Below are 12,402 nucleotides of genomic sequence, written 5' to 3'. Positions count from 1 at the left end.
GTCTACCTGCTGGCGGCGGCACTGGGGGAGCGCTGATGGCAGCCTATAATTCAGGCTGGGTGCTGGGTGGCTGTCGCAGCGGACGAGTGGCTGGACAGCGGTTACGGTGCGTGCGGTTTTTCCGCTAAACTAGCGCCCTTGTCGAGTGCCGTGCCGGGTATTCGAGTGTGTTTTGCCGGGGGCGTTGTGGAGTTTCTGATCTATCTGGTTCTGGGCTGCTTCGCCGGTACGCTAGCTGGGCTCTTTGGCGTGGGCGGCGGCATGATCATCGTGCCCGTGCTGGTTTACAGCTTTGCTCTGCAGGGCTTTTCGCCTGAGGTGCTGACCCATATGGCGGTAGGTACTTCGCTGGCAACCATCGTGTTTACCTCGATCAATGCCATTCGCGCGCATCACCGCCTGGGTGCGGTACGTTGGCCGTTGTTTGCCTGGATGACGCTGGGCATAGTCGCCGGCTGCGTGCTGGGTGCGCTCACGGCGGCCTATATATCCGGCCCCATGCTGCAGAAAATCATCGGCGTGTTTGCGATTGCCGTGGCTGTGCAGATGGCCTTCAAGCTGCAGCCCAAGGCAGCCTTGGCTGAGCCAGGCAAGCCTGCATTGTCGCTTGCCGGCGTGGTGATTGGCTGGGCCTCAGCCATTTTCGGTATCGGCGGCGGCTCGCTGACCGTGCCCTTCCTGGTCTGGCGCAGCGTGCCCATGCAGCAGGCGGTCGCTACGTCCTCGGCCTGCGGCTTGCCTATAGCGATTGCCGGCGCCGCCAGTTTTGTCTGGACTGGCTGGGCAGCAACCCCCTTACCAGCCTGGAGTATGGGATATATTTACCTGCCGGCGTTGGTCGGCATTGCGGCAACCAGTATGCTGTTTGCCGGTTTTGGTGCGCGGCTGGCGCATCGTCTGTCGCAAGTGCTATTGAAGCGCCTGTTTGCCCTGTTGTTGCTGTGCGTGGGCATCAATTTCCTTGTTTAGAGAGTGGTTATGCTGACCTACCCGAATATCGACCCGGTTGCGGTATCACTGGGACCGCTGCAGATTCACTGGTATGGCCTGATGTATCTGATCGGCATTGGTGGTGCCTGGTGGCTGGCCAAACGCCGTTTGCCCGATTACTTCCCCGAATGGAACAAGGAAACCCTGTCAGACCTGGTGTTCTGGGTTGCGCTGGGGGTGATTGCCGGCGGGCGCCTGGGCTATGTGCTGTTCTACGATCTGGCGGCCTACATCGACAACCCGATTCTGATACTGGAAATCTGGAAGGGCGGCATGTCGTTCCACGGTGGTTTGTTGGGTGTGTTGCTGGCAGTGCTCTGGTTCTCACACAAGCAGCAGGTCGCGTTTTTCCGCTTGATGGACTTTATCGCCCCGTTGGTGCCTATTGGGCTGGGCGCCGGGCGTATCGGCAACTTTATCAATGCCGAACTCTGGGGTAAGGCCACTGACCTGCCTTGGGCGATGGTGTTCCCGACCGATCCGGATCAATTGGCGCGTCACCCCTCGCAGCTGTATCAGTTCGCGCTGGAGGGTGTGGCCTTGTTCACCATTCTCTGGATCTACTCCAGCAAGCCGCGCCCGACCATGTCGGTCAGTGGTCTGTTTGCCATCTGCTACGGCATCTTCCGCTTTGCTGTGGAGTTTGTCCGGGTGCCGGACGAGCAACTCGGTTATCTGGCCTTCGGCTGGCTGACCATGGGCCAGCTGCTGTGTATTCCGATGATTCTTCTGGGCGCCTGGATGATGGCGCTGGCTTACCGTCGAGAGGGGCGCTTGGCATGAAACAGTATCTAGATCTGATGCGCCTGGTGCGCGACACCGGCACCTACAAGAGCGACCGCACCGGCACCGGTACTTATAGCGTCTTTGGCCACCAGATGCGCTTTGACCTGAGCGCAGGCTTCCCGCTGGTAACTACCAAGAAGTGCCACCTCAAGTCGATCGTGCATGAGTTGCTGTGGTTTTTGCAGGGCGATACCAACATCCGTTATCTGAAGGAAAACGGTGTTTCCATCTGGGACGAATGGGCCGACGAAAACGGCGATCTGGGCCCGGTTTACGGTTATCAGTGGCGTTCCTGGCCGGCACCCAATGGCGAGTCGATCGACCAGATCAGCAAGCTGATCGAGATGATCAAGAGCAATCCCGACTCGCGGCGCCTGATTGTGTCTGCCTGGAACCCGGCGCTGGTCGACCAGATGGCGCTGCCACCCTGTCATGCGCTGTTCCAGTTCTATGTGGCCGACGGCAAGCTCAGCTGCCAGCTGTATCAGCGTTCCGCCGATATCTTCCTGGGTGTGCCCTTCAATATTGCCAGCTATGCACTGCTGACCTTGATGGTGGCCCAGGTGTGTGGCCTGCAGCCCGGCGATTTTGTCTGGACCGGCGGCGATTGCCACCTGTACTCCAACCACATTGAGCAGACCGACCTGCAGCTCACGCGTGAGCCGTTGCCATTGCCAACCATGCGCCTGAACCCGGAGGTGAAAGACCTGTTCGCCTTTACCTTCGACGACTTCACGCTGGAAGGTTACCAGTCGCACCCGCACATCAAGGCGCCGGTGGCCGTATGAGCAGTGACACTTCGATCAAGGTCGCGATGATTGCTGCCATGGGCCGCAACCGGGTGATAGGCCGCGATAACAAGATGCCCTGGCATCTGCCGGAAGATCTCAAGTATTTCCGCGCGACCACCTGGGGCAAGCCGATTGTCATGGGCCGCAAGACCTTTGATTCGCTGGGGCGCCCGCTGCCGGGCCGCAGTAACATTGTGGTCAGCCGGCAGAGCGGGCTGGAGATTCCAGGCGTCCAGGTGGTGAGCAGCATCGAACAGGGCCTGGAGCGCGCGCGGCATCAAGCCGAACTCGATGGCGTAGACGAGATCATGGTCATCGGTGGCGGCAATCTGTACGAGCAGTGCCTGCCGCTGGCTGACCGTCTGTACCTGACCCGCGTGGAGCTTGAGCCTGCAGGCGACGCCTGGTTCCCGGCATTCAGCGAGGCGCACTGGGTCGTCAGTGAGGAACGTGCGGTGGCCGCCGGCGAGGGCTATCCAGCCCACACCTACCAGGTACTTGAGCGCGCGCAAGCGGTTGTTTAGAGGCTGGGAACGCCTTCGATAATGGCGTCCAGCGGGCGTGGCTTGCCGATCCAGTAGCCCTGCAGAAAGTCGCCGCCCCAGTTCGATAGCTGATCGGCGCTGTGGGCACTTTCCACGTAGTTGGCCGTAACCTGCTTGTTCATGCTGCGGGTCAGGGTAATCAAATTCTGCACATAGGCCGCCTTGTCGGGATCGCCGTCACGTGCCAGGTCACGGGCATTGATCTTCACGCCCTTGATTGGCAAGCGGTTGAGATAACCAAAGGCGCCGTATTCCGAACCAAAGTGGTCCAGCCAGATGTCGACGCCCAGCGCGGCCAGCGTTTCGCACAGCTGAGTGGCCTGGCTGGCGTGCTTGAGTAGGGCGTCCTCACGCAGCTCCAGTTGCAGCAGGTGCGCCGGCACGCGTTTCTTCACCAGCAACTGCTTCAACTGATCGGCAAAGCGCGGCTGCTTCAGCTCGCGGTCGCTGAGATTGATCGATAGCCGGCAATCCACGCCGGCATCCTGCCACTGGCGCACGGCGTCCAGTGCCTGGCCAATCACCCAATGGCCCATGGGCAGGATCAAACCGCTGTGTTCGGCCAGTTTGAGAAAGGCGTCGGGCGAGAGCAGCCCGAGCGTTGGATGTTGCCAGCGCAGCAGGGCTTCCCAGGCAACGGTGTCGCCGTGGCGAGTGTCGACTATCGGCTGGTAGTGCAGACGGAACTGGCCTTCCAGCAGCCCGTGGCGCAGTCCTTGCTCGACGTCGAGGTTGTGCCGGGTCTGTGTCTCTTCCTGTGGGCTATAGAACGCATAGGCGTTGCGGCCATTGGCCTTGGCTCTATATAGCGCCTGGTCAGCATGCTGCAGCAACTCAGCGGCGGTGCTGCCGTGGTTCGGGAAGGTGGCGATGCCAACGCTCGCTGAAATCAGCAGGTGGTGACCGCTGAGCGTGATGGGTTCGCTCAGGGTGTGAATGATCTTGCTGGCAATCAGCGCCGCGTCATTCGGATCATGCAGGTCGTTCAGCAGGGCGACAAATTCGTCACCGCCGATGCGCGCGATCAGGTCGTCCTGGCGCATGGTACGACGCAAGCGGTTGGCAATGACCGCCAGCAGCAGATCGCCGAGGCCATGGCCAAAGCTGTCGTTGATCTGCTTGAAGTAGTCGAGGTCGATATACAGCAGCGCGAAACCGGTAGGGCTGCGCTGGCCACGGAGGATCATGCGCTCGAGTTCGTCTTCCAGCAGGGCGCGATTGCCCAGGCCAGTGAGCGGGTCCTGGCGGGCCAGTTGAGCGAGCTTTTCACCGCTGCTGCGGCGCAACGCGGCATGGATCAACGCGCGTTGCAGTTGCTCGGCATCCAGCGTGGCAAAGGCGAGAACATCGTCGGCGCCATCCTCGATTGCGGCGCTGTCCTGCTCGGGTGTGGTGCCGTCGCTGATCAGCACATACAGGGTGCTGCTGGCGGCGCGGCGGGCTTCCTGCAGCAGGGCGACATCATTTGGCAGCAGGCAGGAAGTGAAATTGCCCTTGGCCAGGCGGGAAATAGCTTCGCGCGGGCGGGTGCAAACTTCGACTTCCAGGGGGGAATGCTGGGCGTGGCACAGCTCGAGCAGTTGCTCGCGCTTTTCGGTATTGGGTTCGACCAGCAGTAATTTGGTGGTCGTATGTTCCATCTGATCCGTGCCAGGCATCTTTGGTTTTGTTCGTCCATGCACAATTCAATGACGCCATAATGTTAACGTCATCACAGAATGCTTACAGCTGTTTGATGTAGTCAGAGGGCGGAATCTCCGACCAGCGGTATGGCACATGGCCTCACCTGCCAAGCAGTTGACTAAACTTTTCGGCAACTAGTTCAATGGCAAAATAATGGCGCGGACAGAGCGTCCGCGCCGGGGGGGCTTTTCAGTCTTCCAGCATGCTTTTGTCGCGTACTGCGCCCTTGTCGGCGCTGGTAGCAAGCAGGGCGTAGGCTTTCAGCGCTGTGGTTACCTTGCGTGGGCGCTGCTCTGCCGGTTTCCAGCCCAGCTTGTCCTGTTCGATACGGCGATGCGACAGCTCTTCATCACTGACCAGCAGGTTGATGCTGCGGTTAGGAATGTCGATGAGCACTTTGTCACCGTCGCGCACCAGGCCAATGGCGCCGCCGGCAGCGGCCTCCGGCGAGGCGTGACCAATGGACAGGCCAGAGGTACCGCCGGAGAAGCGACCGTCAGTCAGCAGCGCGCAGTCCTTGCCCAGGCCTTTGGATTTCAGGTAGCTGGTGGGGTAGAGCATCTCCTGCATACCGGGGCCACCCTTGGGGCCTTCGTAGCGAATGATGACGATGTCGCCCGCTTTGACTTCGTCGGCCAGAATGCCCTTTACCGCAGTGTCCTGGCTTTCAAAGATTTTGGCGCGGCCTTCGAATACGTGAATCGACTCGTCTACACCGGCGGTTTTTACCACGCAGCCATCCTGCGCAATGTTGCCGTACAGCACGGCCAGACCGCCTTCTTGCGAATAGGCATGCTCAACGCTGCGGATACAGCCGTGCTCACGGTCGTCATCCAGGGTGTCCCAGCGGGTCGACTGGCTGAACGCCGTCTGCGTGGGAATGCCTGCCGGACCGGCTTTGAAGAAGGTGTGCACTGCTTCGTCGTCAGTCTGGGTAATGTCCCAGGTAGCGATGGCCTCTTCCATGCTGGCGCTGTGCACGGTCGGCAGGTCGGTGTGCAGCAGGCCGCCGCGCGCCAGGGAGCCGAGAATGCTGAAGATGCCGCCAGCGCGGTGCACGTCTTCCATGTGGTACTTCTGGATGTTCGGCGCCACCTTGCACAGCTGCGGCACCTTGCGTGACAGGCGGTCGATGTCGCGCAGGTCGAATTCGACTTCGCCTTCCTGCGCCGCGGCGAGCAGATGCAGGATGGTATTGGTGGAGCCGCCCATGGCGATATCGAGCGTCATGGCGTTTTCGAACGCCTTGAAGTTGGCGATGCTGCGCGGCAGCACGCTGTCGTCACCGTCGCCGTAGTAGCGCTTGCACAGGTCAACAATGGTGCGGCCGGCGCGCAGGAACAGCTGCTCGCGGTCGCTGTGAGTAGCCAGCGTCGAGCCGTTGCCCGGCAGCGCCAGGCCCAGTGCTTCGGTCAGGCAGTTCATCGAGTTGGCGGTGAACATGCCGGAGCAGGAGCCGCACGTCGGGCAGGCGGAGCGCTCGTACTCGGCAACTTTCTCATCCGAGCTGCTTTCATCGGCGGCGATGACCATGGCGTCAACCAGGTCCAGGCCGTGGCTGGCCAGCTTGGTCTTGCCGGCTTCCATCGGGCCGCCGGAGACGAACACCACGGGTACGTTCAGGCGCAGTGCCGCCATCAGCATGCCGGGGGTGATCTTGTCGCAGTTGGAAATGCAGACGATGGCATCGGCGCAATGCGCGTTGACCATGTACTCGACCGAGTCGGCGATGATTTCGCGGCTGGGCAGCGAGTACAGCATGCCGTCGTGACCCATGGCGATGCCATCATCGACCGCGATGGTATTGAATTCCTTGGCTACGCCGCCGGCACGTTCGATTTCACGGGCGACCAATTGGCCCATGTCTTTCAGGTGCACGTGACCGGGCACGAACTGGGTAAAGGAGTTGGCGACCGCAATAATCGGCTTCTTGAAGTCTTCGTCCTTCATGCCGGTGGCGCGCCACAGCGCGCGAGCGCCGGCCATGTTGCGGCCGAAGGTGGAGGTTTTTGAGCGGTAATCAGGCATGAGGGTACTCTCGTGGTGTATTGCAATACGCAAGCATACCAATTCGCCGGGTTGCATGCAGCCGTGGCGCATTCCTCTGGTCACCCATATGGGTGATGTAGAGCGCCAGATACCTTAATGGCGGTAAATAGGTGTCTCGTGTTTTGGGCCCATTCCAGCCGGGCGGCTAGCATGATCCACGCTGCAAAAAGAGAGTGCCGCCCCATCAAGCATCAGGGGCGCCCGATAACACGTTCAATAAAAGGACTCGCACTGTGCCCATGTCTATTGCCACTGTGCGCTCAGCCTCCGTGCTGACCGCGGCACTATGTTTAACGACCACCTTGACCGGTTGTTTGTCCGGTTCCGGCAGTTCTTCCGACGCTGACGTTGACCCGCTCCTGCGCAGCACCGCTTCCGGTGAGTTGCGGGGGGTCGAGCAGAATGGTTATCGCCAGTATCTCGGCATTCCCTACGCGGCCGCCCCGGTGGGCGAACTGCGTTTTGCCGCGCCGCAGGAGCCTGGAAGGTGGAGTGGTGTGCGTGATGCCGACAATTATGGCAGTGACTGCCCGCAAGCGGGTGTAACCACGGATGCGGCCGAGGAGTGTTTGTACCTGAACGTCTTTACTCCCACTACTGCAGGGCCGCATCCGGTGATGGTCTGGTTCCATGGTGGTGCCTTCATTTTCGGCTCCGGTGCCGGCTCTTATGTACCGGCGCGCCTGGTGGGCGAAGATGTGGTGGTGGTGACGGTCAACTACCGTCTGGGCAAGCTTGGCTTTACCGCCCACCCGGGGCTGACCGCAGAACAGAGCGCTTCCGGCAGCTACGGCATCATGGATCAGCAACAGGCACTGCGCTGGGTCGCTGACAATATTGAGGAGTTCGGTGGCAACCCCGAAAACGTGACTATTTTCGGTGAATCTGCTGGCGGTCTCAGTGTACTCAGCCACCTGGTGTCGCCGGCCTCTGCCGGTCTGTTCCAGAAAGCCATAGTGCAAAGTGGTGCCTACAGCCAAACCCAAACCGCCATGGCAACCGCTGAAACCACAGGTGTGGGTTTTGCCGCTGCCCTGGGGTGCTCCGCCGCGACGTCGGCAGAGGAGGTGGCCTGCATGCGCAGCCGTTCCGTCGCTGAAATCATGGCGGTGCCGGCCGGCAGTATTACCCCGACCCTGCGGCCCGACATACTGCCGACCTCGGTGGGCGCCAGTCTGGCGACCGGTGAGTTCAACGATGTTCCGGTCCTGATGGGCAGTAATACCGAAGAGTGGAGCTACTTTCTGGCCAGCCGTGGTGAGGCGAATCCCATCACTGCAGCCAACTATCAGGCAGTCATTGCCGGCACCTTTGGTGGCTTGACCCCCTTTATTGTGGCGCAGTATCCGCCTACGTCCTTTGCCGATGACTACGCTGCGTTGGTCACGGCGGTGGGAACGGACGGGGTGTTTGCCTGTAATGCCAATGTGCAGGTTGACAGTATTGCGGCTCAGGGCACGCAACCGCTTTATGTCTACGAGTTTGCCGACCGCGATGCATTGTCACCTGGCCCGGTCGCGCCCAGTTGGCTGACCCTGGGCGCGACACATGCCTCGGAGATCCAGTATATTTTTGGTTCTGATGAGGGCTTTACCGAGCGCGGCGCCTCGGCCGAGCAAGTGGCCCTGGCCAATACCATGACCGGTGCCTGGGCCAGCTTTGCTGCCACGGGTAATCCGAGCGGCAACGGTCTGACCTGGGTAGACTACGGTGATAGCACTGGCGGTATGCTGTCCTTTCAAACGCCTGCGATAGAGCCTCTTGCTCGTGCTACCTTTCGCACCAACCACAAGTGTGGATTCTGGGCTCCCTAGCAACGGTCCGGGTGCCGGCGCCCGGCTGACAGCGGGTGTCGGCGCAGTCCCCACCCGCTTTGCTTCGAGGTTGTTTGGTGGAGTTCAACAGTAAGGTCATCCCGTTGCATTTGAATCCCCTGGGTTTTATCGAGGGATTCGTGCAGCTGGGTGTGTCCATGCCGGCGCTGTTGGCCGGCACCGGGATTGACCCCGGTATGTTTGCCGATCCCGCGGTGCGTATTTCCTATGGGCAGCAATACCGTCTGCTGCGCAATGGTTTACGTCTGACTGATCACCCCGCCCCCGGGTTGAGCATAGGTATGCAGGTCGATTGGAGTCATTTTGGTCTGATCGGCTATGTGGTGCATTGCAGCCCAAGCCTGAGTGAGGCGGCAGAAGCCTTCATGCGCTATCAGATGATTGCGCAACCTTTCTATACCGTTACAGCCGGCAGACCCGTCGGTTTCATTGATCGTGATGATCGCTTTGTCTTTCCGTTGCGTTGCTTCCCGCCCCCCGAAGCGGACGAAAGGAGCGTTGAACAGTTTGAACTGGACTTTCGCCTGGCGACCACGCTGCGTCTGTGCGTCGCGTGCGGCAATCATCAGGTGCCGGATACCCAGGTGCATGTGGAGCTGACCTGTGTGTCACCGCCGCACGCGCAGCTGTATAACGAGTTGCCCTGCGCCAGCGTGCGTTTTGCCGCCAAGCGCAACGCCGTGGTGGTCAACCGGCGATTTCGCATCGAGCCCTTCCGCTTGACTCGGCAGGCGGCCTTTCGCGAACTGATTGCGCGCTGCGAGCTGGACCTGCAGGCAGCTGGTCTGGAGCCCACCACCACGGCTGCCGTGCGCAGCCAGCTGACTCAGCGATTCAATCGGCGTTTGCAGTTGATGGGCTCGCGCGACTATCAGGAACAACCCCTCACTTTGGCGGCGTGTGCCCAGGCCCTGCGGCTGACTCCGCGAGCCCTGGCACGCAGGCTGGGACAGGAGCATTCCAGCTTTCGACAGATTCTGCAGGAAGTACGTGTAGCCTTTGCGCTGCATCATCTGCAGGCATCCAGTCTGAGAGTCGATGACATTGCCGAGTTGTCGGGATTCTCCTCGGCTTCAAGCATGCGCAGGGCGGTGCGGCAGTCGAATGGTAAAGTGCCTGGCCTCAAGACCCAGAACGTGACCAGGTGACCTGCCGTTTGACAGGCAACCTGCGTTGCTTATAGCGCCTTCTCGAACACCTTGGAATTACGTTGGTAGTTATACAGCTCGGCACGCTTGGCGGGCAGGCGCTCTACGCTGCTGGGCACAAAGCCGCGTTCGCGGAACCAGTGCGCAGTGCGCGTGGTAAGCACGAACAGGGTGTCGATCTTCAGGCTGCGGGCTTGACTCTCGATGTGCTGCAGCAACTGGTCGCCGCGACCACCTTGACGGTAATTGGGGTCGATGGCGACGCAGGCGAGCTCGGCGCTGGTAGAGCCCTCGAGCGGGTAGAGTGCGGCGCAGCCGATGATGGTGCCGTCGCGTTCGACCAGGGTGAACTGGCTGATTTCGGTTTCCAGTACCTCACGTGAGCGGCGTACCAGAATGCCGGCCTCTTCCAGCGGGCGCAGTAAGTCCAGCAGACCGCCGACGTCATCGATGGTGGCGCTCCGAATCTGCTCAAAGGCCTCCTGGGCGACCAGGGTACCGCTGCCGTCCCGGGTGAACAGCTCGTTGAGCATGGCGCCGTCATCGGCAAAGCTGACGATGTGCGAGCGCCGCACGCCGGCGTTGCAGGCCTTGCACGCCGCGCGCAGCAGGTTGCCCGGCAGCGAGTTGCCCAGCTTGCCGAGCAGTGGCGCGGCGCGGGTGGGTTTGAGCTCGCGCAGCAGTTCGCCCTGCTCGTCGCGGATGCCGGTGTCTTCGCCGAACAGAATCAGTTTGTCGGCGCCCAGAGCGGCGGCCACACTGGTGGCTACATCCTCACTGGCCAGGTTGAATACCTCGCCGGTGGGCGAGTAGCCCAGGCTGGAAAGCAGCACGATGTCGTGTTCATCCAGATGCCGGCTGATAGCCTTGCGATCAACGCGGCGCACCTCGCCGGTGTGATGAAAATCGACACCGTCGACCACGCCGATGGGCTTGGCGGTGACCAGGTTGCCACTGGTTACACGCAGCCGCGCCCCCTGTTGTTGGGTGCAGAGTTGCGCCTCGATGGCGATGCGCAACGCGCCGACCGCGTCGGTCACGCAGGCCAGGGTATCCATGTCGGTGATGCGCAGGTCGTTGTGGTAGCGCGAGTTGATGCCGCGTGCGCTCAGCCGTTCTTCAATCTGTGGGCGTGAACCGTGCACCAGTACCAGGCGTACATCCAGGCTGTTGAGCAGCATGATGTCGTGGACGATGTTGCTGAAGTTGGGGTGAGCCAAACCCTCACCGGGAAGCATCAGTACAAAGGTACAGTCCCGGTGCTGGTTGATGTAGGGCGTCGAGTGGCGGAACCAATTGACGTAATCGAGCATTCGCGGCGTTTCCATGCAAAAGAGCTATTAAAGAGTGTGGCGCGGCCGGCTTCAAGCCATCCGCGGTGCAAATGTCTACTGCAGACAAAACTGCTTGATCAGGTTGCGCAGGATATCGACGGTTGGATCTAGCCGATCCATCGCCAGAAACTCGTCGGGCTGATGTGCCTGGTCTATGTCGCCGGGCCCAAGGATCAGCGTCTGCATACCAATCTGGTTCAGGTAAGGCCCCTCGGTGGCAAACGCGACGCTACCGGCGCAGTGGCCGGTCAGTGCTTCGCACGCCTTGACCAAGGGCGCGTCGGCGCCGGTATCCAGCGGCGGCACACCCGGAAACAGCGGTGCGTAGACAATCTCGACCTGGCGTTCGGCGGCAATCAGATCCAGCCGGGCCTGAATGTCGGCACGCAGCGCGTCAGGGTCCATGCCGGGCAGGGGGCGAATATCGAATTCCAGCGCGCATTTGGCGCAGATACGGTTGGGGTTGTCGCCACCATGGATGCAGCCAAGGTTGAGCGTGGGCGTCGGAACGCCGAACAGCGGGTTGTTCCAGCGTTTCTGCCAACTGCTGCGCAGGGTCATAAGGTCGCTAATGACGGCGTGCATGGCTTCCATGGCGTTGTTGCCCAGCGCCGGATCGGAGGAGTGACCCGCCTGCCCGGTGATGTCGATACGCTCCATCATGATGCCCTTGTGCACGCGGATCGGCTTGAGACCGGTGGGCTCGCCGATCACCGCATGCCGCGCTTTTGGCAATCCGCTGGCGACCAGGGCACGGGCGCCGCTCATGGAGCTTTCTTCATCGGCGGTGGCGAGCACGATCAAGGGTTGTTTGAACGGCTGATCGACATAGTCGCGCACCGCTTCAATGATCAGCGGGAAAAAGCCCTTCATGTCGCAGCTGCCCAGGCCGTACCAGCGGCCATCGGCCTCGGTCAGTTTGAACGGGTCATGCTGCCAGCGCTCGGGATTGCAGGGCACGGTATCGGTATGCCCGGCCATCACCAGTCCACCGGGGCCGCTGCCCAGGGTTGCAATCAGATTGGCCTTGCCGGCCTCGCCCGGAATCGGCTGGATCTCGCAGGCAAAGCCCAGATCACCAAGCCAACTGGCGAGCAGGTGCACGACCGGCAGATTGGACTGGTCCATGTCGTCCTGGGTGCAGCTGATGGACGGCAGTTTGAGCAGCGCATCGAATTGCGCCTTAAGCGAGGGCAAAGCCATGAAAACTCCCGGCGGCGTAAGCGAACAGTGAAGTTCAG

General features: G+C 61.0%; 10 protein-coding genes. 6 read left to right on the top strand and 4 right to left on the bottom strand.

The window, feature by feature from the left end:
- Nucleotides 1-186: 186 nt before the first annotated feature.
- Genes BLU26_RS08920 through BLU26_RS08905 form a run of 4 tightly spaced genes read left to right on the top strand, consistent with a single transcriptional unit; the run spans nucleotide 187 to nucleotide 3,091 of the window.
- Nucleotides 187-969, top strand: a complete 783-nt coding sequence (locus BLU26_RS08920; RefSeq protein ID WP_092288425.1) for a sulfite exporter TauE/SafE family protein — start codon at nucleotides 187-189, stop codon at nucleotides 967-969.
- A gap of 9 nt (nucleotides 970-978) precedes the next feature.
- Nucleotides 979-1,773: a prolipoprotein diacylglyceryl transferase gene (gene lgt / locus BLU26_RS08915; RefSeq protein WP_092285845.1), complete on the top strand. Its 795-nt coding sequence runs from the start codon at nucleotides 979-981 to the stop codon at nucleotides 1,771-1,773.
- Nucleotides 1,770-2,564 (top strand): thymidylate synthase, encoded by a 795-nt coding sequence (locus BLU26_RS08910; RefSeq protein WP_092285844.1) that lies wholly within the window; start codon nucleotides 1,770-1,772, stop codon nucleotides 2,562-2,564. Before lgt ends, BLU26_RS08910 begins: the two co-directional genes overlap by 4 nt.
- A complete protein-coding gene (locus tag BLU26_RS08905) occupies nucleotides 2,561-3,091 on the top strand; it encodes a dihydrofolate reductase (RefSeq protein WP_092285842.1) in 531 nt (176 codons plus the stop codon). The genes BLU26_RS08910 and BLU26_RS08905 overlap by 4 nt, the downstream gene beginning before the upstream one ends.
- Here BLU26_RS08905 and BLU26_RS08900 read toward each other — a convergent pair.
- Nucleotides 3,088-4,752 (bottom strand): putative bifunctional diguanylate cyclase/phosphodiesterase, encoded by a 1,665-nt coding sequence (locus tag BLU26_RS08900; RefSeq protein WP_172830654.1) that lies wholly within the window; start codon nucleotides 4,750-4,752, stop codon nucleotides 3,088-3,090. The two genes, BLU26_RS08905 and BLU26_RS08900, sit on opposite strands and share 4 nt — an antisense overlap.
- 232 nt (nucleotides 4,753-4,984) lie before the next feature.
- A complete protein-coding gene (gene ilvD, locus BLU26_RS08895; RefSeq protein WP_092288424.1) occupies nucleotides 4,985-6,823 on the bottom strand; it encodes a dihydroxy-acid dehydratase in 1,839 nt (612 codons plus the stop codon).
- A 260-nt stretch (nucleotides 6,824-7,083) separates the two neighbouring features.
- Between ilvD and BLU26_RS08890 the strand changes: the two genes are divergently transcribed.
- Both BLU26_RS08890 and BLU26_RS08885 read left to right on the top strand, forming a co-directional pair.
- The gene (locus BLU26_RS08890) at nucleotides 7,084-8,658 is read left to right on the top strand and encodes a carboxylesterase/lipase family protein (RefSeq protein WP_092285838.1); all 1,575 of its coding nucleotides are present in this window, start codon (nucleotides 7,084-7,086) and stop codon (nucleotides 8,656-8,658) included.
- A gap of 77 nt (nucleotides 8,659-8,735) precedes the next feature.
- Complete coding sequence (locus BLU26_RS08885) at nucleotides 8,736-9,827, top strand: AraC family transcriptional regulator ligand-binding domain-containing protein (protein WP_092285836.1); 1,092 nt, start codon at nucleotides 8,736-8,738, stop codon at nucleotides 9,825-9,827.
- A gap of 29 nt (nucleotides 9,828-9,856) precedes the next feature.
- Here the strand turns inward: BLU26_RS08885 and argA are convergent, their stop codons facing one another.
- Both argA and argE read right to left on the bottom strand, forming a co-directional pair.
- A complete protein-coding gene (gene argA, locus BLU26_RS08880; RefSeq protein ID WP_092285834.1) occupies nucleotides 9,857-11,140 on the bottom strand; it encodes an amino-acid N-acetyltransferase in 1,284 nt (427 codons plus the stop codon).
- A 75-nt stretch (nucleotides 11,141-11,215) separates the two neighbouring features.
- Nucleotides 11,216-12,364, bottom strand: coding sequence for an acetylornithine deacetylase (gene argE / locus BLU26_RS08875; RefSeq protein WP_092285832.1), 1,149 nt, complete (start codon nucleotides 12,362-12,364; stop codon nucleotides 11,216-11,218).
- Nucleotides 12,365-12,402 lie beyond the last annotated feature (38 nt).

It is taken from the genome of Halopseudomonas sabulinigri (genome assembly GCF_900105255.1).
Taxonomy (GTDB): domain Bacteria; phylum Pseudomonadota; class Gammaproteobacteria; order Pseudomonadales; family Pseudomonadaceae; genus Halopseudomonas; species Halopseudomonas sabulinigri.
This window is presented reverse-complemented; position numbering and strand designations above follow the sequence as displayed.